Annotated in this window: 21 protein-coding genes, 1 tRNA gene and 2 pseudogenes; 11 read left to right on the top strand and 13 right to left on the bottom strand. The window is 65.6% G+C overall.

The genetic code is table 11. The features are described from left to right. Positions 1–233 precede the first annotated feature (233 nt). From E1956_RS47705 to E1956_RS14200, 3 genes and pseudogenes are all read left to right on the top strand, one after another. Positions 234–1,200 (top strand): annotated as a pseudogene (locus E1956_RS47705) (ABC transporter permease subunit); the annotation flags it as partial. 71 nt (positions 1,201–1,271) lie between these two features. Then, a pseudogene (locus E1956_RS47700) lies at positions 1,272–2,018 on the top strand (ABC transporter permease subunit); the annotation flags it as partial. Positions 2,019–2,048: 30 nt separating this feature from the next. Next, entirely contained in the window at positions 2,049–3,398 is a 1,350-nt protein-coding gene (locus tag E1956_RS14200; protein WP_134749818.1) for an ABC transporter ATP-binding protein, read from the top strand. 209 nt (positions 3,399–3,607) lie between these two features. On the opposite strand, the gene E1956_RS14195 is transcribed toward E1956_RS14200, so the two are convergent. The 3 genes from E1956_RS14195 to E1956_RS14185 all read right to left on the bottom strand — a co-directional run bounded on the left by E1956_RS14195 (position 3,608) and on the right by E1956_RS14185 (position 6,279). After that, positions 3,608–4,171 carry a hypothetical protein gene (locus E1956_RS14195; protein WP_418789260.1) on the bottom strand — a complete coding sequence of 188 codons (564 nt, stop codon included), beginning with the start codon at positions 4,169–4,171 and terminating at the stop codon, positions 3,608–3,610. A gap of 53 nt (positions 4,172–4,224) precedes the next feature. After that, a complete protein-coding gene (locus E1956_RS14190) occupies positions 4,225–4,854 on the bottom strand; it encodes a hypothetical protein (RefSeq protein ID WP_232071163.1) in 630 nt (209 codons plus the stop codon). A gap of 303 nt (positions 4,855–5,157) precedes the next feature. After that, positions 5,158–6,279, bottom strand: a complete 1,122-nt coding sequence (locus E1956_RS14185) for a sigma-54 interaction domain-containing protein (protein WP_134749816.1) — start codon at positions 6,277–6,279, stop codon at positions 5,158–5,160. Positions 6,280–6,847: 568 nt separating this feature from the next. On the opposite strand from E1956_RS14185, the gene E1956_RS14180 reads away from it, so the two are divergent. The 5 genes from E1956_RS14180 to otsA all read left to right on the top strand — a co-directional run bounded on the left by E1956_RS14180 (position 6,848) and on the right by otsA (position 11,373). After that, on the top strand, positions 6,848–7,198 hold the full coding sequence (locus E1956_RS14180; protein WP_134749814.1) for a hypothetical protein: 351 nt from the start codon (positions 6,848–6,850) through the stop codon (positions 7,196–7,198). 426 nt (positions 7,199–7,624) lie between these two features. Then, the gene (locus tag E1956_RS14175; RefSeq protein ID WP_134749812.1) at positions 7,625–9,010 is read left to right on the top strand and encodes a sigma-54-dependent transcriptional regulator; all 1,386 of its coding nucleotides are present in this window, start codon (positions 7,625–7,627) and stop codon (positions 9,008–9,010) included. 144 nt (positions 9,011–9,154) lie between these two features. Continuing rightward, positions 9,155–9,331: a hypothetical protein gene (locus tag E1956_RS46120; protein WP_167760013.1), complete on the top strand. Its 177-nt coding sequence runs from the start codon at positions 9,155–9,157 to the stop codon at positions 9,329–9,331. Between the two features lie 133 nt (positions 9,332–9,464). Continuing rightward, complete coding sequence (locus tag E1956_RS14170) at positions 9,465–9,698, top strand: hypothetical protein (protein ID WP_133197459.1); 234 nt, start codon at positions 9,465–9,467, stop codon at positions 9,696–9,698. A gap of 232 nt (positions 9,699–9,930) precedes the next feature. Beyond that, on the top strand, positions 9,931–11,373 hold the full coding sequence (gene otsA, locus E1956_RS14165; protein WP_134749810.1) for an alpha,alpha-trehalose-phosphate synthase (UDP-forming): 1,443 nt from the start codon (positions 9,931–9,933) through the stop codon (positions 11,371–11,373). A gap of 279 nt (positions 11,374–11,652) precedes the next feature. On the opposite strand, the gene E1956_RS14160 is transcribed toward otsA, so the two are convergent. From E1956_RS14160 to E1956_RS14125, 8 genes are all read right to left on the bottom strand, one after another. Next, the gene (locus E1956_RS14160) at positions 11,653–12,210 is read right to left on the bottom strand and encodes a hypothetical protein (protein ID WP_134749808.1); all 558 of its coding nucleotides are present in this window, start codon (positions 12,208–12,210) and stop codon (positions 11,653–11,655) included. Positions 12,211–12,378: 168 nt separating this feature from the next. Beyond that, complete coding sequence (locus E1956_RS14155) at positions 12,379–13,818, bottom strand: MFS transporter (RefSeq protein ID WP_134749806.1); 1,440 nt, start codon at positions 13,816–13,818, stop codon at positions 12,379–12,381. Positions 13,819–13,942: 124 nt separating this feature from the next. Further along, entirely contained in the window at positions 13,943–14,446 is a 504-nt protein-coding gene (locus tag E1956_RS14150) for a YbhB/YbcL family Raf kinase inhibitor-like protein (protein ID WP_134749805.1), read from the bottom strand. Between the two features lie 203 nt (positions 14,447–14,649). After that, a complete protein-coding gene (locus E1956_RS14145) occupies positions 14,650–15,099 on the bottom strand; it encodes a very short patch repair endonuclease (RefSeq protein WP_134749803.1) in 450 nt (149 codons plus the stop codon). A 33-nt stretch (positions 15,100–15,132) separates the two neighbouring features. Next, positions 15,133–16,449 (bottom strand): DNA (cytosine-5-)-methyltransferase, encoded by a 1,317-nt coding sequence (gene dcm, locus E1956_RS14140; RefSeq protein WP_134749801.1) that lies wholly within the window; start codon positions 16,447–16,449, stop codon positions 15,133–15,135. Positions 16,450–16,573: 124 nt separating this feature from the next. After that, positions 16,574–16,873 (bottom strand): hypothetical protein, encoded by a 300-nt coding sequence (locus E1956_RS14135; RefSeq protein WP_232071161.1) that lies wholly within the window; start codon positions 16,871–16,873, stop codon positions 16,574–16,576. A 406-nt stretch (positions 16,874–17,279) separates the two neighbouring features. Further along, positions 17,280–17,555, bottom strand: coding sequence for a hypothetical protein (locus E1956_RS14130; RefSeq protein ID WP_134749799.1), 276 nt, complete (start codon positions 17,553–17,555; stop codon positions 17,280–17,282). Between the two features lie 164 nt (positions 17,556–17,719). After that, positions 17,720–17,794: transfer RNA gene (locus E1956_RS14125), tRNA-Arg, on the bottom strand. 216 nt (positions 17,795–18,010) lie between these two features. Between E1956_RS14125 and E1956_RS14120 the strand changes: the two genes are divergently transcribed. The 3 genes from E1956_RS14120 to E1956_RS14110 are packed head-to-tail and all read left to right on the top strand — an operon-like array spanning position 18,011 to position 20,299. Further along, the gene (locus E1956_RS14120) at positions 18,011–19,108 is read left to right on the top strand and encodes a site-specific integrase (protein WP_134749797.1); all 1,098 of its coding nucleotides are present in this window, start codon (positions 18,011–18,013) and stop codon (positions 19,106–19,108) included. 42 nt (positions 19,109–19,150) lie between these two features. Next, a complete protein-coding gene (locus E1956_RS14115) occupies positions 19,151–19,735 on the top strand; it encodes a ComF family protein (protein ID WP_134749795.1) in 585 nt (194 codons plus the stop codon). A 3-nt stretch (positions 19,736–19,738) separates the two neighbouring features. Then, positions 19,739–20,299, top strand: coding sequence for a hypothetical protein (locus E1956_RS14110; protein WP_134749793.1), 561 nt, complete (start codon positions 19,739–19,741; stop codon positions 20,297–20,299). Positions 20,300–20,340: 41 nt separating this feature from the next. Here the strand turns inward: E1956_RS14110 and E1956_RS14105 are convergent, their stop codons facing one another. Together E1956_RS14105 and E1956_RS14100 are read right to left on the bottom strand one after the other, a co-directional pair. Beyond that, a complete protein-coding gene (locus E1956_RS14105) occupies positions 20,341–21,219 on the bottom strand; it encodes a DNA adenine methylase (protein WP_167760012.1) in 879 nt (292 codons plus the stop codon). A 41-nt stretch (positions 21,220–21,260) separates the two neighbouring features. Then, positions 21,261–22,730 (bottom strand): hypothetical protein, encoded by a 1,470-nt coding sequence (locus E1956_RS14100; RefSeq protein WP_134749789.1) that lies wholly within the window; start codon positions 22,728–22,730, stop codon positions 21,261–21,263. Positions 22,731–22,760 lie beyond the last annotated feature (30 nt).

Below are 22,760 nucleotides of genomic sequence, written 5' to 3'. Positions count from 1 at the left end.
GGCAAGCCAGCCTCGCGCGTCCCGCGAGGCTGGCCGCCGGCCCGGTCCCGCACTTGCCGACGGTGCGTCGTCAACGCTAACGAAATACGGTCTCCATGCGTCTTGCCTTTCCCGATCGCGCTTTGCCTGAGCGCCATGCGCGCTGCCAGCGTTATGCCGGCTTTTCATGTGGCCGCGCCCGCCGCGCCGCGTCTCACCCCGTGCATGCGCGGCAACGCGTGGAGGGCGTCTGAATGGACTTCGGCTTCAACCTGAACCGTACCGCCAACGTTTCGGCGTGGCGCGTGCTGCCCAATCGCTGGGACTTCGTGGCGTTCCCGCTGATCATTGGCCTGATCGCCATGGCTGTCGTGGGCTTTCATCAGACCATGGCGCCGATTGGCGTGCTCAAGACCGAGGCGATCTCGCTCGATCCGTCGATGTTGCCCGAGTACGCCTTGCGCACCACGCTGCGCATGCTCGCGGCGATGGTCGCCTCGCTCGTGTTCACGCTCGTCTACGGCACGCTCGCGGCCAAGAGCCGCCGCGCGAGCCAGGTGCTCGTGCCGATCCTCGACATCCTGCAGTCTGTGCCGGTGCTCGGCTACATCTCGTTCACGGTCACCTTCTTCCTCGCGCTGTTTCCCTCGCGCGTGCTGGGCGCGGAGCTCGCGGCGATCTTCGCGATCTTCACGAGCCAGGCCTGGAACATGACCTTCAGCTTTTACCAGTCGCTGCGCACCGTGCCGCGCGATCTCGATGAGGTCTCGAAGGGCTTTCACCTGACCGGCTGGCAGCGTTTCTGGAAGCTCGAAGTGCCGTTCTCGATGCCGGGCCTCATCTGGAACATGATGATGTCGATGTCGGGCGGCTGGTTCTTCGTGGTGGCCTCCGAGGCGATCACGGTGGGCAACAACACGATCACGCTGCCGGGCATCGGCGCGTACCTGGCGCAGGCGATCACGGAAAAGAACCTGCACGCGGTGGGCTGGGTCATTCTCGCGATGACGGTGGTGATCCTGGCCTACGACCAGCTCCTGTTCCGCCCGCTGGTGGCCTGGGCCGACAAGTTCCGCATGGAGACCACCTCGTCGGGCGACGCGCCCGAGTCGTGGCTGCTCGACCTGATCCGCCGCACGCACCTGATTCATCAGCTGCTCGTGCCGCTCGGCTGGTTCTTCGCGAAGGCCGCGCGCGTGCCGTTCAAGCTGCCCGCCGCCCTGACTGCGTTGACCGCCATGCCGATGGTGCAGCGCGCGGCGTCGGCGCCCGCGCGCCGCAGCGGCCTGCGCTCGAAGATCGGCGACATCGTCTGGGCCATCTTCGTGATCGCGCTCACGGTGTACGTGGTCTGGCGCGTGGTCGCCTTCGTGCGCACCGGCGTGACGCTCGACGAAGTCGGCCATGTGTTCGTGCTCGGCCTCATTACGCTCTTTCGCGTGCTGCTGCTGATTGCGATTGCCTCGGTGATCTGGGTGCCGCTTGGCGTGCTGATCGGCCTGCGCCCCGCGCTCGCCGAAAAGGTTCAGCCGCTCGCGCAGTTTCTCGCGGCGTTCCCGGCGAACCTGCTGTTCCCGGTGTTCGTGATCGTGATCGTGCGCTTTCACCTCAATCCTGACATTTGGCTGTCGCCGCTGATCGTGCTCGGCACGCAGTGGTATATCCTGTTCAACGTGATTGCCGGCGCTACCTCCTATCCGAACGACTACAAGGAAGCGGCGAAGAATTTCCGCATCCGCGGCTGGCAGTGGTGGCGCCAGGCGATGCTGCCGGGCATTTTCCCGTACTACGTCACGGGCGCGATCACGGCATCGGGCGGCGCGTGGAACGCGAGCATCGTGTCCGAGTTCGTGCAGTGGGGCGACACCAAAGTCGCCGCGCATGGACTCGGCGCCTATATCGCGCAGACGACCGCCGCTGGCGACTATCCGAAGATCATTCTCGGCATTGCCGTGATGTCGCTGTTCGTCACGCTGTTCAACCGCGTGCTCTGGCGTCCGCTGTACACGTACGCAGAGTCCAAGCTGCGACTCGACTGACCGAATCATCGAACGCTGGAAGGTAAAGCGATGCAAAACCCCAAGACTCTGAGCACCGCGCACGGCGACGTGCAGACGGCCCCGAACCCGCCGCGTGTGGGCGAAGAAATCCTGAACGTGCAGAACGTGTGCCGGGGTTTCAACAAGAACCAGGGCGAGCTGCTCGTGCTCGACGACGCGAACCTGTCGCTGCGCGAAGGCGAGATCGTCGGGCTGCTCGGCCGTTCCGGCTCGGGCAAGTCCACGCTGTTGCGCATCATCGCCGGGCTGATCTCGCCGACTTCCGGTGAGGTCAGCTGGCGCGGCAAGCCGCTCGAAGGCCCGGCCGAAGGCGTGGCGATGGTGTTCCAGACCTTCGCGCTGTTCCCGTGGCTCACGGTGCTGCAGAACGTGGAAGCGGGCCTCGAGGCGCAAGGCGTGGGCGCGCGCGAGCGTCGCGAACGGGCGCTGGCCGCCATCGACCTGATCGGTCTGGACGGCTTCGAGAACGCCTACCCGCGCGAGCTCTCGGGCGGCATGCGCCAGCGTGTGGGCTTTGCGCGCGCGCTCGTCGTCGACCCGATGCTGATGCTGATGGACGAGCCGTTCTCGGCGCTCGACGTGCTGACCGCCGAAACGCTGCGTACCGATTTGCTCGACCTGTGGACGCAAGGGCGCCTGCCGATCAAGTCGGTGCTGATCGTCACGCACAACATCGAGGAAGCGGTCTTCATGTGCGACCGCATTCTCGTGCTCTCGTCGAATCCGGGGCGCGTGGTGGCGGAGATCAAGGTGCCGTTCAAGCATCCGCGCAACCGCCTGGACCCCGCGTTCCGCAAGCTCGTCGACGACATTTACGCGAAGATGACCGCGCGTCAGACCGACGAGAAGACCAAGAAGGGGCTCGAGCTCGGCAGCTGGCTGCCGCGCGTGTCGACCAACTTGATGGCCGGTCTGATCGAGACGCTGGCGGCCGCGCCGTATCACGGCCGTGCCGACATGCCGGAAATCGCGCGCTCGCTGCATCTGGAGGTGGACGATCTGTTCCCGATCGCCGAAGTGCTCCAGAACCTCGGTTTCGCCGACGTGCGCGAAGGCGATGTGCTGCTCACGCCGCCCGCGCGCGTGTTCGCGGAATTCGGCACGCAGGAGCGCAAGATGATGTTCGCCGAGCATCTGCTGCGTCACGTGCCGCTCGCCGCGCGGATCAAGAAAGTGCTCAACGAGCGCCCGGGCCATCGCGCGCCGCGCGTGCGCTTCGAGCAGGAGCTCGAGGACTTCCTCTCGGACGGCGCCGCGGAAGAGACGCTCGACACGGTGATCGACTGGGGCCGTTATGGCGAGATTTTCTCGTACAACGACCAGTCGGAGATCTTCAGCCTCGAAGACGTGGAGTCCTGATCGAGCGATGGTCTGATCGATGCGCGCTGCGGCGTGGGGTGGCGCATCGCTTGACTTCATGTTGTGCACGTCACGCAAAAACGGTCGCCCAGGCGACCGTTTTTTTGTGCAACTAAAGGCGCGCTCGACGAGCTGATCGCAGCCCGGCTGATCGCGGCCCGACTGAGCGCGGCCCGACCGGGCACGGCCCGACTGATCGCAGCCCTATGCTATTGCAGCGCGCCCCAGCGCTCCACGGCCGGCTCGGCGCTGGCCCACTTCCAGCCGGTGTCGTCGTGGCAAGTGCTGGCCGTGTACCACTGCTCGGGCGCGTTGGCGGCGTCGCCGTCCTGCACCGAGAACACGAACTCCTTGCATAGCGCGAGCGCCGAAGCAAACGCGCGCGTCACGCGCACCTGGCCGTGACCGTTCTCGACCGGCAGCTTGTGCTGGATGCGCCAGATGTCCATGCCGCCCACGGGCAGACGTCCGGCCGTCTCGGCAATCATCTCCTGCTGGTCGGCGTGCATGCTCTTCATGAAGCGGTTGACGGCCTCGTCGGTGGCTGCCTGGACCGCAATGCCCACGCCCACGCCCACCGCTGGATTCGCCGTCACGATGCCGGTGGCCGCCGCCGCCGCCGCGCCGCTGGCCGCGCCGATCGACGAGCAGCCGCTCGATGCGAGCGCGACGCCCGCGCATAGCGCAGCCAGCGCGGCGATACGTGTGACGCGCGTGACGCGTAAAACGGCGCGCGGCACGGCGTACCATTCTGCGGCGTGCGGCTGCGCCATGGTCCCGGCAAGCACGTCGCGTGCTTCGGGAGCGGCGAATTCGCTTGCGCCGCTCATTGCAGCGCGCCCCAGCGGTCGGTGGCCGGTTCCGCCGACGCCCACTTCCACGTCTCGCCGTCGCGGCAAACCGAGGCCACGTAGAACGCGCTGGAGGCGGCCTTGTCCTTGGTCGCATCCTGATCGACGGAGAACACGATCTCCTTGCAGTCGAGCGCGCCACTGCTGATCGAGCGGCTCACGGTCACGCGGCCATGCGCGTCTTCTTCGATGGGAAACGAATGGGTGATGGACCAGGGCGCCACGCCGCCCACGTCGAGCGGGCCGGCGGCCTGGGCGATACTGTCCTGGGTGTTGCGATGGACCACGCGCTCCGAATACTGCACGCCGGCCTTCGCGGCGGCCACGGCGCCGAGGCCAATGCCTGTGGCGACCGCTGCGTTGCGCGTGACCTTCGAGGCGATGGCCGCGCCCGCGATACCGGCGCCCGTCTGCGCGCCTTCGGAGTAGAGCGAGCTGCACGCGGAGCACGCCAGGCTCGTGACGGCGGCAAGCACCGTGAGCGATGCCGTGCGGCGCCAGCGTGCACGCGATGCGTGAGGTTGGGACAGCGCCGCAACGGCCGAAGGCGCGATTCGCGGAGCCGGCGTTGGCGCATTGCACGCCAGAGCACTTCGTTCTTGCATGTTGTTTCCCTGCCGCTTGCGGCTGGCAGCCGCCCTGCGCGGGCTCCCAGCACCTTTTGGTGCTGCGGATTGTGCAGGATGCCCTATATAAAGGGGATAGGGAAAGTGCAAGAAATTGCAAAACGTCGTGCGCCTTTTGCGCTTACGTGCTTGCGCGCGCTAGTTCTTTGTGCCGTTTGAGTCGATGCATTCGCACTGGAGATTCGTGCTGGCACATTTGTGCTGGCACATTTGTGCTGGCACATTCGTGCCGGCGCGTTCGCGCTGGCGCATAGGCGCGGGCACATCGGTGCCAGCACGCCCTCAGCCCGCATCGCGCGCATCGGCGTTGCTCTCGCCTTCGTCGGGCGAGCCTGTCTCGCCGTCCTCGCTGCCGTAGCTGCCCAGGCGGTTGTAGAGCGTCTTCAGGCTCACGCCGAGCGTGCGCGCCGCGAGCCGCTTGTCGCCGCCGCAGTACTTGAGCGTGCCGAGGATGATCTGCTTTTGCGCGTCGGCGAGCGGCGTGCCGATCCACACGCTCATCGCGTCGCCTTGGGTCACGGGCTTTTTCACGCGCGGCACGAGTTGCGGATGGGCGATCTCGACCGTCTTCTCCGCGAGGATGAACGCGCGGTATACCGCGTTCTTGAGCTCGCGCACGTTGCCGGGCCACGACCAGTTGCGCACGGTCTCGAGCGCGCGCTTGCTGAAGACCTTCTGCGTGCCGTTTTCTTCGTTGAGCTCGCTGAGAAAGAACTGGGCGAGCAATTCGCGGTCGCGCTCGCGTTCGCGCAACGGCGGCGCGCGCAGCGGAAACACGGCGAGGCGATACATCAGGTCCTCGCGCAGCGCGTTCTCCTTCACGGCCGCCACGGGATCTCGATTGGTGGCCGCGATGATGCGCACGTCGCCGCGTATCGCCTCGTTGCTGCCGACGGGGTAGTACTCGCCGGTCTCGAGCGCGCGCAACAGCTTGACCTGATGCAGCAGTGACATCTCGGTGACTTCGTCGAGGAAGAGCGTGCCGCCGCGCGCGTGCTCGAAATGGCCGTCGCGCGCCTGCACGGCGCCCGTGAAGCTGCCTTTCTCGTGGCCGTAGAGCTCGGCTTCGATGAGCTCGTCGGGAATCGCGCCGCAGTTCACGGCGATGAACGGGCCGTCGCGGCGCGTGCTTTGATCGTGGATCGTGCGCGCCACGAGCTCCTTGCCCGTGCCCGACTCGCCCACGATCAGGGCGGTGGCGTCGGTGAGCGCCACGCGCCCGATCTGTTCGTAGAGCTCCTGCATGATCGACGACGAGCCGTACAGCAAGCCGTACGACTGCAAGCCCGCGACGCGCGGGCCGGGGGGATCGTTGCGGCGCGTTTCGTGGCCTTTCTCGTGGCGCCGTTCGGCGCGCTCATCGTCTCGTTCGGCGGCGGGCGAGCCCGGCTCGATTGACGCCATAGCGTGTTCGTCCTGCAAATTGGGGTGTGTGGCCAGAAGCCGGAAAGCGCTCGCGGCGCCTCGGGTGCAGACGCCGCGCGTGGGCAACGCCCGGAATTGGAGCCGACAGACCGGCAGCATCGGTGCCGCCAGGGTCCTGGCGGCGCCTCTGTCAGGCTGTCCTGCTGGCAGACCCTGTGGCACGCCGTTACGGCGGTCCTGGCAGGCCATCCAGACAGGCTGTCCTGATTGGCCGTCCAGACGACAGGCCGTCCAGGACTAGCGCGGCCGATGCCGCGCCAACGGCCTCAGAATCTCCATCTCGTAAACATTTAACCACTGCCGCGCCTTTAAGGGCAATGGACGTGGCCGCAAAGCGCCTGGGCCGGCGCGTCGCCGGCGCGCGTTCGCGCCCGCGCGGCGCATTTGTGTGGCATGCCTCATGCTGCGCAACTCCCACCTGCGCGGGGCGTCTACGCTATAGCAGGTGGACACCGGCACGCGCGGCCGCGGCTTGCGGCCCCGCGGCGGCGCCGGAAAGCGCCACCGGGTCGATCCCTCGTTGGCGACAAAATTGGGAGAGTGCGATATGGCGAGAAACAAGCCTGGACTGATTGGGACCCTGTTTGCGGTGGGCGCGCTTGGCGCGACGGCTGGGATGCTGGCCTGGCGCTGGTCACAACGGCATCGCATGCAGCGGCAGAGCTTCTATCGCGATCTGAGCCGCTGGGAAGGCGAGGGCGGCGCACTGGTCGAGAACGGCACGGGTGCACCGGATGTGGCGGCCGCGGACAGCGGCGCGGGCATGGCCGACACGATGCACGCCACGCGCGCGGTGAGCAAGGTGACGCACGGACCCGTGAACGGCTCGTCGAGCGACGAGTCGAACGGCGCCTGGCCGTTTCCGCACGGGAGCGGCGATCCGGCAACGCGGCACTGACCCTGCTTGCGCCGGGGGCCTTCGCGTGTGGCGCCGTCGGGCGCCGGAGGATCGCGATCGCAGCGAGAACAACCGGGCGGGCCAGCCGCGCCGGGTGGCGTGGCGTGCTCCGCCGCGCGGCCGGGGGGGTGCCGCTGCGCGCCGAGAAACGCGCGCAAGCCTGTCTCGAATAAGTCTATAATGGTCATATCCACAACAATCGAGGTTCGGGTTGCGTGCTGGCCGCGGTATTGTTGCGTTAGCGCAGCTAAAACCGCTCATTCGCCGTTTTGAGCGCCCCGACCGTTTCGTACTCCCCTGCAGCGCGACAGCATGCGCCGCAAAGCTTGCGGCGCCGGCTCATGTTGCCTGGTGGCCCGCGCGTGCCGCGGGCGCTGCGCCTGTCGCGCATGGGAGCCACTCATCTTTCAGGGCTGACGAGACGCGATGCCACATGTATTGATTGTCGATGACGACGCCCAAACCCGCGAAGCGCTAGCCGCCGTAGTGGCCGAGGACGGACTCACCACTGCACAGGCCGGCGATCTGCGCGAGGCGCGCATCCAGCTGATCCGCCAGATGCCGGACGTCGTCTTCACCGACCTGAAGCTGCCCGACGGCAGCGGTACGGATCTCTTCCAGGACCTCGATCCGCGCTCGGGCGTGGAGCTCGTCGTCATCACGGGCCACGCGAGCGTGGAGACGGCCGTCGATGCGCTCAAATCCGGCGCCATCGACTACCTGGTCAAGCCGATCAACCTGCAGCGCGTGAAGGCGATTCTCAACCGCCTGCCGCGCGCGGGCGACCTGAAGGCGGAGATCGGCACGCTGCGCGGCGAGCTGCGCCGCATGGGGCGCTTCGGCCTCATGCTGGGCAATTCGCCGGCCATGCAGGAGGTCTACGACCAGATCAGCCGCGTCGCGCCCACGCCCGCGTCCGTGATGCTCGTGGGCGAGTCCGGCACGGGCAAGGAAGTGGCCGCCCAGACCATCCATCAGCTGAGCCTGCGCCGCAAGCACGAATTCCTCGCTGTGAATTGCGGCGCGATCTCGCCGAACCTGATCGAATCGGAGATGTTCGGCCACGAGCGCGGCTCGTTTACCGGCGCAGACCGTCAGCACAAGGGCTATTTCGAGCGCGCGAACGGCGGCACGCTGTTCCTCGACGAAATTACCGAAATGCCGATCGAGCTGCAGGTGAAGCTGCTGCGCGTGCTCGAAACGGGCATGTTCATGCGCGTGGGCACGACCAAGGAGATCGAGACCGACGTGCGGCTGATCGCGGCGACCAACCGCGACCCGGAGCAGGCCGTCGAGGAGGGCAAGCTGCGCCTCGACCTCTATCACCGGCTCAACGTGTTCCCGATCAGCCTGCCGCCGCTGCGCGAGCGCGGCAAAGACGTGGAGCTGCTCGCCCAGGCATTCCTCGACGAGCTCAACGAGCGTCACGGCACGAAGAAGCAGTTCCCCGCAGCCGTGCGCGAGATGCTGGACGGCTACCCGTGGCCGGGCAACGTGCGGGAGCTGAAGAACTACGTGCAGCGCGCGCACATCATGGCCGGCGCCGAAGGCGACCTCACCGCCGCGGTGCCGCTGCAGATCTCGATTTCGAGGCCCGTGGCCGGCACGGCGGTGACGATTCCGTTCGGCACCTCGCTCGCCGATGCCGACCGTCAGCTGATCCTCGCGACGCTCGAGCAATGTGGCGGCGTGAAGACGCGCGCGGCCGAGATTCTCGGCATCAGCCTGAAGACGCTCTACAACCGGCTCGTCGAGTACGGCAACGAGGGCGGCAAGGGCGAAGCACCCGCGCGCGCAGCGGGCGGCGCCTGAGCGCGATGCCGGCCGCGTGGGCCTAGCCTATCCGCGCGGTGCGCGCGTGCTCTCGGCGGGATGGGCGCGGCTGGTATCGGTGCGGGTAGGTGCGCTGGTACGCGATTTGTGACTTGCTCTGCAGAACCTCTCGAGGAGCAACCGATGCTGAGCTACCGATTCCCCGATCCGTCCGATCCTCTGCGCATGCCCTGGCTTGCGCATACGCCGCAGCCCGACGATCCCCCGCCCGGCGAACCCGACGCCCCGCCCATCGGCGATCCGCCGCCCGAGCCCGGCGAGGCGCCGCGCGCCGATGGGCCGCCCAGGCGCGATCGATGACGCTCGTGCTTTTTATGTACGAGTTACAAACGCTTCGCCATTCTTACCGGCATTTTCACGCGGTGGCCCCTAGACTGTAAGCACACCGTCACCACGTCGCCGGTTCGCGGCTTTGGCCGCAGGAGGCACTGACATGAGACATCCCGCCATGCGCCGTTCCGCCCGCTACACGGGCAAGCGCGGCCCGCGCGACGCCGAGCACAAGGGCGGCGAGCCCACCAATCCGTCCTCTGGCTATACGCCCGACCCCGCCGGACAGAATCGTCCGGCGCCAGGTGTGCCGCCCGATGGCGAGCACAACCAGGGCGGCGCGCGCGCGGAGGGGCTCGAGTACCAGCGCGATCTGGGGTCCGAGCAAGACGCCTGATCCGCGAGGCGCCCGCGCGGCGGGCGAAACGCCTCGCGGCACTTCGCCGGAAGTCGTACGGAGTACTGCCTTTTGAGGGCGCGATGGAGCCGGTTCGGGCCGGCCGTCGCGCGGTTGCCGCTCGTGCCTGCCGCGCGAGCTCGATCTTGCCTGAGCCAAAGGAGGCACGACTCTTGCGTCGGATGTGGGGGCACCGTTCCCCGGACCCAACGAAACAGGAGGTATACCCGTAATGGGCAGACTGATCGTGGTATCGAATCGCGTGGCACCGACTCAGGAAGGACGTCCCGCAGCAGGAGGGCTGGCGGTTGGCGTACTCGACGCGCTGAAGGAAACCGGTGGTGTGTGGTTCGGCTGGAGTGGCGAGACCGTGACGGAGCAGGCGCCCCCGGTCATCGAGCAGCAGGGCAGCGTCACGTACGCGACGGTGGGGCTCACCCGGCGCGACTATGACCAGTACTACAAGGGCTTCTCGAATACGACGCTCTGGCCGACGTTCCACTACCGCAACGACCTCGCGCGCTATGAGCGCCAGGAATACAGCGGCTATCTGCGTGTGAACGCGACGCTCGCGCGCCAACTGCAGCCGCTGCTGCAGCCCGACGACATCATCTGGGTGCACGACTATCACCTGATCCCGTTCGCGCGCTGCCTGCGCGACCTGGGCGTGAAGAACCCGATCGGCTTTTTCCTGCACATTCCGCTGCCGGTGCCCGAAGTGATGCGCTCGGTGCCGCCGCATGAAGAGCTGATGCGCTTCATGTGCCACTACGACGTGGTCGGCTTCCAGACCGGTGCCGACCGCCAGGCGTTCCTCGACTATATCGAGCGCGGCGGCCACGGCACCGCGAGCGAGGACGGCATGGTCCACGCGTGGGACCGCTTCCTGAAGGTGGGCGCTTACCCGATCGGCATTTATCCCGATGCGATCGCGAAGTCCTCCGTGCAGTTTTCCGACCGCAAGCCGGTGCGGAGCCTGCGTGACGCGATGCGCGGGCGCAAGCTCATCATGAGCGTCGACCGGCTCGACTATTCGAAGGGGCTTGCCGAGCGCTTCCAGGCGTTCGAGCGCATGCTGCTGAACGGGCCGGGCTGGCATGGCCGCGTATCGCTCCTGCAGATCGCGCCGCCGACGCGCTCCGACGTGCAGACCTATCAGACGATCCGCCGCAATCTCGAAGGCGAGGCCGGCCGCATCAACGGGCGTTTCGCGCAGCTCGACTGGACGCCGATCCAGTACCTGAACCGCAAGTACGAGCGCGAGTTGCTGATGGCGCTGTTCCGCCAGGCCCAGGTGGGCTACGTGGCGCCGTTGCGCGATGGCATGAACCTGGTTGCGAAGGAGTACGTGGCATCGCAGAACCCCGAGGATCCGGGCGTGCTGGTGCTCTCGCAGTTCGCGGGCGCCGCCGAGCAGATGCCGGGCGCGCTCGTCGTGAATCCGTACGATCTGAACCAGACCGCCGAGGCGCTCGAGCGCGCACTCTCGATGCCGCATGCGGAGCGCCAGTCGCGTTACGAGGACATGATGGCGGCGCTGCGCGAGAACAATCTCTCGGTGTGGCGCGATACTTTCCTGGCCGACCTGCGCAGCGTGGCCACGGCCGCTTCGGTCACCGCGAAGGCGCGCAGCGCGGCGCCCGTGAAGGCGGCTACGGCCAGCAAGGCGAGCTGAGCGCGGGCAAGGCGAAGTGAGCGCGGCTCGCCGCCGCGCGGGGTTTCACTGGCGGCCGGCATGGCGGCAAGCGCAGCGGTACAGGGGACGCGTGAGGCCGCACCCGCCAGGCGAAAGACTGGCGAAGCGGACCGATGAAGCGGACCGATGCAGTGGACTGCTAGCGGTCTGATAAAGCGGACGTTGCAACAGACGGACGATGTACCACGCGGCGGCTTTCGAGCCGCCGTTTTTTTGCGCGCGCCGGACGGGCCGGCGCGCGCGTGCAGCCGGCCCTCTTCAGGCCTGCTGCGCGCCCGTCTGGCCGTATGGCGTGGGCGCCTCGGTCGGGTCGAAATCGGCCCAATGGCCGCCGTGCCATTGGCCCGAGGCGCGCTCGACGTCGTCGGCGCCGGCTTCGCGCAACACTTCCGCGGCCGTCGCCTGATTCTCGGCGCTCACATGCACCGCGAGCAGCACGCCCGACTGGCGTGTCTCGTGATGCACGCGCTCCTCGTGCTCGGCCCTGCGCTGCCAGCCCGAGCCGATGCGCGAGCCGATCCACGCCCCCACGGCCGCCGCGATCACGGTGGACGGCAGCGACGCGTTGAGCAGCGCGCCGAATAGCGCGATGCCCACCACGGCGCCCGCTACGGCGCCCATGATGAGATTGCGTCGGCGATGCGGTGGCGCGACCTCGACATGCACGAGATGCGGCATATGGCGCGCGTGCTGTCCGCGCGGATTGACGAAAAACAGGTTGACGTCTTCCTCGACGAAACCGCGCGCGAACAGCTTTTCGGCAACGGCTTCGGCGGCGGGGAAGGTCGTGAACCGGCCAGCGACGATCAGAGACATGGGAATCCCCCTTTGCAAGGTTGACTCGCCCGGAGAGCGGCGCCGCACCGCCGGCGGATGCCGGGGCCGAGCGCCATAAACCCATGTTAGTGCATGTTCGGGCGTCCGACTGGCCAATGGCCGGCAGCGCGGGCGCGCTGCAAAGGCCGCGCAGGGGCGTCTGCGCGGCTAGCCCTGCGCGGGCGCGCCGCGCCCCGGCACGAGCCGCAGCACGCTCACGACGGCCGCGAGGGCCGCGAAAGCGGTCGCCGCGTAGAGGGCCACAGTTGGCCCATGCTGCGGCGCCACGCCGAAGATCAGGGCGACCAGCGCCGCGCCGAGCGTCTGGCCGGTGAGCCGCGCGGTGCCGAGCATGCCGCTCGCGCCGCCGCTGCGCTCGCGCGGCGCGGCGGAGAGAATCTGCCGGTTATTGGGCGACTGGAAGATGCCGAATCCCGCGCCGCACAACGCCATGCGCCAGCCGATCTCCACGACGGTGGGCTGCGCGTGCAGCGTCGCGAGCGAGGCCAGCGAGACGAGCCCGAGCGCGAAGAGCGCGAGCCCCACGCCGCCGAGCATGCCGGCGGGATAGCGGTCGGACAGCACGCCCGAGAGCGGCGCGGCGCCGATAATCACGAGCGGCCAGGGCGTCATGAGCAGGCCCGTCTGCACCTGCGAAAAGCCGAAGGTCTCCTGCAGCAGGAACGGCAGCGCGACGAACGCGAGCATCTGCGCGCAGAACGAGCAGATCGAGGTGCCGATCGACAGCGCGAACACCGGATTGGCGAGCAGATCGACGGGCAGGAGCGGCGCGGGCTGCGTGAGCTGGCGCCGCACGAAGAACCAGCCGACCACGAGCGCGAGTGCGAATTCGAGCGTGACCCACGCGTTGCTTTCGCCGTGGCCGAGGCCGTCGACGGCGAAGATCAGGAGCCCGAACACGACGGCGTTGAGCACGGCGCTCAGCAGGTCGTAGGGCGCCGGATGCCGTTCGTTGACGGGCAACGCGCGCATACCCAGCACGAGGGCGGCGATGCCGATCGGCACATTGATCGCGAAGAGCCAGGGCCACGACGCAATGGCGAGCACGCCCGAGGCGAGCGTCGGACCGACCGCCGAGGCGATCGCCACCACCATCGCGTTGATGGAGATGCCGCGCCCGAGCTGCGTGCGCGGGTAGATCATGCGCACGAGCGCGGTGTTTACGCTCATGATCCCGGCGCCGCCGAAGCCTTGCACCGTGCGCGCGATCGCGAGCGCCGGCAGCGAGGTCGCGAGCGCGCAGCCGAGCGAGGCAATCGTGAAGAGCGCCATGCCCCACAGGTACACGCGCCGGTAGCCGATACGGTCGCCGAGCGAGGCGAGCGGCAGCAGCGAGATCGTCACCGAGAGCTGGTATGCGTTGACGATCCAGATCGAGCTCGCGGGACTGGCATTCAGGTGATGCGCGATGGTCGGCAGCGCGACGTTGGCGATCGCGCCGTCGAGCACGGCGAGCGTGATGCCGAGCGCGACCACGAGGATCGCGTAATAGCGTTGCGGGAAGGGCAGTCCGGTCTCGAGGTCGTCGGTGGGATCGACGGGATTGGTGGGATCGGCGCGCGAGGCGGAAAGCGTGGATGTGGGCATCGATCAGAGGGGCGGCGCGCGTCGAGCCCGCGCGCCGCCGGGTGCGTTCGTTGTTGTGCGTGCGAGGCGCGCCATGGCGCATATTGGCGCCGTGCGCCATGCGCCCCGTGCACGCAAGCTGCCGTTACTTCAGTTCGTAGAGCCCGACGTACGTGGTCGAATCCACTTCGTTCAGATGCGTCATGAAGCGTGCGACTGCGTTGGTGGTCTCGGGCGTCACAGGCAACTGCGCGATCTTCAGCGCATGGACGCGGAAGATGTAGCGGTGCGGCTTGTCTCCGCGCGGCGGCGCGGCGCCCCCGAAACCGACCGTGCCATAGTCGTTGCGGACCTGCACGGCGCCTTGCGGCAACAGGCTGCCATCGGCCTTGCCGGCGTTGCGCGCGAGCGAGCGCACATCGGGCGGAATGTTGACGACCACCCAGTGCCAGAAGCCGCTGCCCGTGGGCGCATCGGGATCGTAGACGCTGAGCGCGAGGCTCTGCGTGTCGGCGGGCGGCGCGTCCCACTGCAGCGCGGGCGAGACGTTGTCGCCATCGACGCCGAAGGCCCGATCGTCGAACTCCTGCGCCTTCGGCATGAAGCCGTTACTCGGAAAGTCGTCGGACCAGAGTCGAAAATCAGCCATCGGTTGCCTCCTTATCGTTCAGTTCTGAAGTGGATGGGGTGGGCGTCACACGTCGGGCGTCGCACGTCGGGCGTTGTTCGCTGGGCGTCGCACGTCGGGCGCGACGTGCCGGGAACCCCGCGGCTGGCATGGCGTTGCCGGGGGGGCCGACCGTCGATCCAGTTTATCACTGCGGCGCGCGGCGCTTTGGCCGCAAGCCAGGCTCAGGCACGCGCTTCGAACCAGATGCTTTCGGTGTCTTCGAGCCAGTGCGCGAGCCGCTCGACGACGGCCTGCGGATCCTGGGCCGCACCGCGCAGCGCGCATTCCCAGATCACGGCCACGCGCCAGCCCTGGGCCGCGAGCGCGGCGAGGGCCTTGGCGTCGTTGGTGCGGTTGCGCGCGATCTTGGCGCGCCAGAACTCCGGGCGCGTGGCGGGCCACTTGAAGAGCGCGCACTGATGGCCGTGCCAGAAGCAGCCGTGCACGAACACCGCGGCGCGATAGCGTGGCAGCACGATGTCGGGGCGCCCTGGCAGCTCGCGCACGTCGAGGCGAAAGCGAAAGCCGCGCCGGTGCAGCAGGCTGCGCACCAGCTTCTCGGGCTTCGTGTTGCGCGCGCGGATGCCCGACATCATCCGGCTGCGCGTGGCGGTGTCGACGACGTCGACCATGGCGGGCCTGGTGCGCTTCGCCCGAACCGGCCTTCAGGCCGCCGCGACGGCCGCGCGCTCGTCGGCCAGCGCCGCATCGAGATGCGGCATCATCGTGCGCGCCACTTCGCGCATCACCGGCATCACGACGCTGTTGCCGAACTGGCGATACGCCTGGGTGTCGCTGACGGGAATCCGGAAGGTGTCGGGAAAGCCCATCAGGCGCGCGCACTCGCGCGGGGTGAGGCGGCGCGGACGCAAGCCCTCGCCCTGGTGCACGAGAATCTCGCTGCCGTCCTTGTGATAGCGCGCGGAGAGCGTGCGCGTGACGCTGCCGGGAAACGCGAGGCCGAAGCCAAAGCCGTTGCCGGCCGCGCGATGCTTTTCCGCGTATTGCTGCAGATAGGCCCAGAGGCCCGGCGTGAGCGTGTATTTCGGATGCACCTGGCGCGCCGAATGATCGAAGAAGCGCTCGCCGTCCCACGGCAGGACGGGCTCGCTGCCGTCGGTGCGATGCAGGACCGAGGCGAGGCGCGGGCCTTCGTCGGGGAGGCCCATCGCATCCCATGTGAACGGCGCCGGCTCGCGAAAGCCGACGATGATGATGCGCTCGCGATGCTGCGGCGTGAAATGGCGGCCGTCGATCACACGGTAGTGCACGTCGTAGCCGAGCTCGTCGCGCAGCACTTGCAGGATCACGTCGAAGGTGCGCCCGCGGTCGTGCGAAAGGAGGTTCTTGACGTTTTCGAGCAGGAAGGCGGCGGGCCGCTTCTCGGCGATGATGCGCGCGACGTCGAAGAAGAGCGTGCCCTGGGTGGTGCACTCGAAGCCGTGCGGACGGCCGAGCGCGTTTTTCTTCGAGACGCCCGCGATCGAGAACGGCTGGCACGGAAAGCCCGCGAGCAGCACGTCGTGGTCGGGCACGTCGGCGGCCGGAAATTCGACGATGTCGCCGACGAACGCATGGCCTTCGCCATCCTTCTGCGCGTAGTTCTCCAGATAAGTTTTCTTTGAGAACGGGTTCCACTCGCTCGTCATGACGCAGGTGCCGCCGTGCGCCTCGAAGCCCATGCGAATACCGCCGATGCCCGCGAACAGATCGACGAAGCGAAAGCGATTGTGACGTGCGCCGGACGATCGTGCGGCGGGCGATCCCGCGGCGGCCTCCGCACTATGCAGGAGCTCGCGCAGCGCCGCTTCGAGCATCGCGGGGCAGGGCGTTTCGCCTTTTTCCCAACGGCGCACGGTCTTGACGTCCTTGCCGACGTGAGCGGCGATCTGCTGCTGCGTGAAGCGCTGGCGTGCCTGCTGAAGCAGGTCTCGCGAATGGGCCGGGTGCACGAAGTCCTCTCTGGGTATTTTGGCGGACATTATGACCGATGGGTGACCCACGGCACCAGGAATTCCGCAGAGAGTGGCAGTGACGCAAGACGCCAAGGCGATGCGCGCGGACACCGCGCGCGATGCATAGGACGTTCGAGAGGCGGTACGCGGCTCAGCGGCCGGCGGCTTTGCCGATGGCGTGCTTCGCGTTGGCCGCCGCCGCTGAGGCGGCGTTCAATTCGTGCAGGTCGATCTGGATCAGCAGGCTGTCGATATCGGCGAGCTGGCCTTTATTGACGTGCCCGGTGTCGAGCAGCCGGTGCAGGCGCTTGCGCCAGTAGGAGGCGGGGAGAATCGCGCCGCCGAAGTCGCCCGAGAGCGACAGCGGCATCACGCGACGAATGTGGGCGATATCCTGGTCGATGAGACTCGACATCAGGTGGCCGGCCGGGAGGGGACGCAGGGTGTCCATGCACATTGATTACGACAGTTTCGTCCCTGACTTTAGGGGCGGATGGATCCATGTTTACCCGCAGCCGGATACATTGCCGTCGGGCTCAACGCAACAGAAGCATGGTCATCGATGAAACGACGACGGTGCCGAGCGCCGCCATCAGCGCGAATACGTAGGGTGAGGTCATGGCGTTGGTCTCGTTTTGCCTGGTGCTGGAGACCATCGTAGGCGATGGCGGAGCCCGTGAACGTTAACAATTGACAAGTCACGGTTGCCTGCATCACACAACGGCCATGGCCGTCTTGAGGGCGGCGGCTCGCCCCCGGGTGCGGCGTGCCGCCGGGCTCCGGCCGCCGGCCTGAACGGCTGCGATGTACCTGGGTGACGAGGTCCGGCGGTTCGCCCGCAACCTCGCGAGGGTGTCTTACTCCTCCGGCGTTTCGGGCGCGGGCGCCGGGCCTTGCGCGGCGCCTTCGAGGAAGCGGCGCGTGGCCTCGAACGAATTGAGCATCTGCTCGGGCCAGGGCGTTTGCAGCATGACGGCCTGATGATTCTCGAACGCCGACGACAACAGCTTGACGAGCTCCGGCGAGCTCAGATGCCGCAGCAGGACGCTCACGGCGATGGCGGTGGCCTGGCTGGCGCCGGCCGTCTGCAGTTCGGAGTGGGTGAGGGCGGCGAGTTGCTTGTTGATGTCCATGGTGGATCTGCCTGGAAAGAGGACGCTGCGAGGCGCGCGGAATCGGCGACCGGCTCGCGCGAGGTGCGCAGCGAGAGCGTAACGGGATAACGGGAGAGATCGGGACGGCCACGCCGACAGGGCGGGCACGGGCGAGCGGCGCGGTGAGGATGGGTGCGGGCGGCTGGTCCCCCTGGCAGGAATCGAACCTGCATCTAGCGCTTAGGAGGCACTTGTTCTATCCATTGAACTACAGGGAGATGACCAAAACCACTGGATAGACTGAAAGCCTTGTAAATCCGGGCTTTAGCCTTATCCGGCGGGCGATTCCGGCTTTTTCGCTTCTTCCTAAATGAAGCGCCGTGAACCATTGTGTAACATCGTTTAACACCCTCACTGCTACAATTCTGCTACAGATTCCAACCTGTAGCAGCCGTCCGCTCCGACACTGCTACAGTCACACCGGACGGGACAACATGGCATCCATTCTGCCCATCGGCAGCCGTTGGCGGGCGCAGGTGCGTCGCAGCGGCGGCAAGAGTATATCAAAGACATTCGCGACAAAGCGCGCCGCCGAAGTCTGGGCGCGCGAAATCGAAACCGAGCTGGATCGAGGCGGCAAGGTCGAGGCTTCGACCGTGACGCTCGGGGAGCTGGTGCTCAAATACCGCGAGGCCCGCAAGGAGTCGGGGCGGCCCGTGATCGAAAAGTCCAACGAGGATTACATCCTCGACCGGCTGCGCGACGAATTCCAAAGCGACTTTGCCGCGAAGCTCTCTACCGAGCGTATCGTCGGTTTTGCCCAGATGCGCCGCAAGGCGGGTGCCGGCGGCTACACCGTCGATATGGATATATCCAAGCTCGGGACCGTCATGCGGCACATGGCGTCGCTGCTCGGCATCACGCTGTCTGACGCCGTCGCGGCAGCACGACCGAGCCTGAGACACCTTGGGCTAGTGAGTTCCGGCAAACGGCGCGAACGTCGCCCGTCGCCCGAAGAGATCGAGAAAATCTTTGAGTGGTTTGCGGAGCATCCCGAGCGCGAGCAGGCGATGCCGGGCCTCCTGCGCATCGCGATGCAGTGTGCCTTCCGGCGCGGCGAACTGTTCAACCTGCGATGGGATGATCTGGACCATGAGCGGCACCTCGCGCTCGTGCGCGACCGCAAGCATCCTCGCCAGAAGATCGGCAACAACGAGTGGGTTCCGCTGATTGGGGATGCCTACGAGGTCATCATGCGGCAGCCGCGCTATCCAGTGCCCGAGGGCTACGCGGAGCGGCGTGCGGCAGACCCGTCGCTGCCGGCGCACAAGAACGATTTCATCTTCCGTTTCGACAAGGGCACGGCGAGCAAGTATTTCAAGCAGGCGTGTGATGCGAAGGGCATCGTTGATCTCCATCTGCATGACCTGCGGCACGAGGCGACCAGCGCACTGTTCGAGGCCGGCTGGGAAATCCCCGAGGTGGCCACCGTTACCGGCCACAAGGATTGGCGCAACCTGAAGCGCTATACCAATCTCGATCCCGCAGCGGTAGCAAAAAAAGGCCGTCTGACTCTTGTGAAAGCGGCCTGACGCGCCCACCTCCCCGAACTGACAATAACAACGAGGTGAAAAATGCGGGCGAACGTGCGGGAGATTCACGGCAACTGGGAACTGGGTTTTGCGCTGGACAAACACACGATCCGGAGTACCTATATCGGCGACAACGAGCAGGGATATCCCCAGTTCGATACCGAGCGGTCCGAGGCCGGAGAGGCGGTATTCCGGTTGAAGTATCGTGACGACTGGGATCAGGTCCGGGCGCTTGCCGAGGCTGTGTACGAGCACATCTGCCCGCGCCTGTATCAGCCGGCCGTCATCGTGCCGATGCCGGCATCGACCCAGCGGGCCAGGCAGCCTGTGACGGAAGTCGCGCGGGCGCTTGGGGACGTGTGCGGCGTCCCCGTGGAAGAGAATTTGCTGTGGAAGCGGCCCGGGGGCCCGAGGCTGAAAGACCTGGGTACGCGAGAGGAGAAGGTTCAGGCACTCGCGAACATGTTTGTCGTCGCAGACGTGCTGCCGGGCGAAGAGGCCCGGCCGATCCTGCTACTCGACGATCTCTATGACAGCGGCGCCACCGCCGAGGCCGCGACCGCAGCGCTGCTACAGTATCGAAAGGTTTCGAGCGTCTACCTCGTTACTCTGACCAGCAAGAGGTAAAAGATGACTACGGTTTTTATTGCGGGCTCGATCAAGATCAAGAACCTTGATGTGCGGGTGAAGGAGCGGATCGATACGATCGTCACGTCGAATTTTGATGTGCTGGTTGGCGATGCCGACGGGGCCGACACGTCCATTCAGACGTATCTCCAGGAGCGCTCCGCAAAACGTGCAGTCGTGTACTGCAGCGGCAGTTTTCCGCGAAACAACGTGGGGCGCTGGCCGGTCCACACTGTCGATACGGAGGCAACGCCCGGCACCCGTGCCTTCTTCACAGCCAAGGACCTTGAGATGGCCAAAAAAGCCGATTTCGGGTTGATGATCTGGGATACGCAGAGTACGGGTACGCTGAGCAACGTGATCGAGCTGCTGCGTCAGAAGAAGAAGTCCGTCGTGTACGTGAACAAGGTGAAGGCGTTCAAGAACGTCGGGGACGTGAAGCAGCTCGAAGAGCTGGTCGGGTTGATGTCAGAGCCAGCCTTGAAAAAGGCGGATGCCAAGATCCGCCTTTTCGAGAAAATTGACCGCCTGAAGCATCAGCAGGGCGACATGTTTGCGGTGTAACGTCCGAGGCAGCCGTAGTTGGTCGCGGACGATGCGTGGGCTCACGCGTCGACTTCGAGTTGGAGCAACTGCGGTGTTCCCTCGTAGACCGGGACCGGTATTACGAGGTTTGAGATCGCAAGCTCCTGTGCGGTCCGGCTCGATTTGACGTTGTAGTCCAGGTAGATCGGCTGAACCGTGTTCTTGGCGTAAAGCTCACGGATTCGGGGATGGTCGTCGTAGCTCAGCAACCAGGGGTAGCCTTGGTTTTGGAGGAACACTGCGAGCTCGACGTGATCGGCGTCGTTGTAGTGATGACGATAGAGCTTGCGCCCTTCCTTGTAGTACGGTGGGTCGACATATACAAACGCAAAGCCTGTGGCAAGTTGTTCGGCGTTGTCGCGCATGAAAGAAATCGCGTCGCCCCACTCGACGCTGACACGTTCGGCGAACGTTGCGGCCGTGCGAATCTGCCGAATGATCTTTTCCTTGTTGAAGCGGCAGTCGATTTTGTAATCGGAAGCTTGGCTTTCGCCGCCGATTGGTCCGGCGCCGATGATGCCGGAAAAGTTGGTGCGGTTAAAAAACAGCCCGGCCGTCCCGAGCTGCAGCAGAGTGTATCGGCTATCCGCCGGGTCGCGAACATCCCTCGTGGGTTGCAATCGAAGCCAGGTCTCCATCGAGACTGGGCAGGCTTCGACCGCGGCGCAGAGGGCATCTGTCTGGTTGAAGACGCACCACCAAAACGCATAAACCAATGGGTCTTTCTCGATGAGCACGGCGTCGCTCACGAATCCAAGTCGAAGCAGCTCCAGCGAAACTGATGCTCCACCTGCAAACGGTTCGTAAAGCGTGCACCCATTAAGGTAGTTTTCCTCGATAACACCACTTACGTACGCGGCGAGGCGCGCCTTACCACCTGGGTAGCGCAATGGACTCATTGGCTCGGTACGAGGGATAGGACTCTTTCTTCTAGCCATCGTTAATTGCCTTCAAGAATGTATTTGATAGTTCCGCGCAGATGATTCGCATAAGTCTCCAAGGCGGTCACGTCGATGCCCTGATATTTGAGATGCGTCATCGCGTCCAGATAATTCTTCGCGTGTTCCGTATGGTTGCTCTCGAGAGCCTTACAGATATTTCGCTCGACAAAGACTCCGTTGTTGAAGTTCTTTGCATACTTGATAAGGTCAGCCAGACCGGGATCCCAACCAGGCTTGTTCGCCGGGCCTTGTTTGAGGAGCTCTGCCCACTTCTTGGTCTGTTTGAGCTTGAACACCAGGGCGCATTCGAACAGCGCTCTCAGCAGCAGAGACGCAGCAACGGGGAACTTCACGTGGTTGATCGTCTTGATCTCGTTTGTCAGCTTGACGAGGTTGTCGTCGACCACGTGACAGTCGAGGTTCTCAAAAAAAACAGACGCCTTCGGTGTCTTTGGCCTCGGAGCACCGGCCGCCGCGGACGACGGTGGGAGCGGAGCGGCCGCAGGAGTTGCCGGTGCGGCCGCTCCGCTCTTGGTCGCAGCGCTAGGCGCGGTGCTTGAAGCGGATGCGCCTTTCGATGGCGCCGGCGTGTTCACCGCCGCTTTCCCTTCGCGAGTTTTCAGGAAGCGCTCGAAATAGGCGAGAGGCTCGGTTCGAGTGTCGCACCGTGGACGCTTCTTGACCGGATCGGGTAGCAGAAAATCGCGGGCAATCGCGATCATCTGCTCGCGAAAGATCTCAGGAGGCAGCTCGCTATGCGGGTTCTGGTCGTCATCAAACGACAGGCGCAGAATCCGCATCGTGTCCTTCAGCGTAAAGAACCGGGTATATGGTGTGGTTACAAGCTTCTCATTTTCGAGCGCGGCCCGTTCATCGCTCGTCCATACATCCAGGTCTAACGCATACTTCAGCAGGCGATATGGCTTTACAAGTTTGCGAATCGCTCCTTGAGTCGTTCCGAGTGCCACGGCCACGTCCTCGATCGAAGCGCGCGCAAGCATGCTCACCGCCCGGCGCATTTTCGCGACCGGTGACCATGGTTTTGCACCTTGTTCGGTGTGGCGCTTCTGGAGGATGGGATCGGCGGCTTGACGGTCTGGCGCAACGTCAACGCTGATGGACCGCAGGGCCGCTTTCACCGCAGCCGGCGCGACGGGGAACCTCTCCGCGAATTCGTCCGGGATCAAGGACGGGCTGAGCAGCATCTGGCAGGCCGCGACGCGCCGGTTGCCCTCAAGCACGACCTGCTTGTCATCCTCGACGACGGTGATGACCCGTTCGCCGTGGAAAAGGCCCCCATTTTTGACGATTCCGCGCGCCAATTCTAAAACTTCCTCAAGTTTCAGCAGTTTTAGGCGGATCTCGGCCTGGCTTGCCTTGCTGCTCAACTCGATGCGTGGATTTAGAAGATCAAGCTGGATTTTTCTTGGATCGAGCTCTGCTGTAGTCCAGCCAGTTTGAACTGCCATATTCAACCCCGGAAGCGTGATTTTTGGATG

Origin of the sequence: Paraburkholderia pallida (genome assembly GCF_004524855.1) — a bacterium.
Classification (GTDB): Bacteria; Pseudomonadota; Gammaproteobacteria; order Burkholderiales; family Burkholderiaceae; genus Paraburkholderia; species Paraburkholderia oxyphila.
The sequence above is the reverse complement of the archived record's forward strand: the minus strand, read 5'-3'. Positions and strand labels throughout refer to the sequence as shown.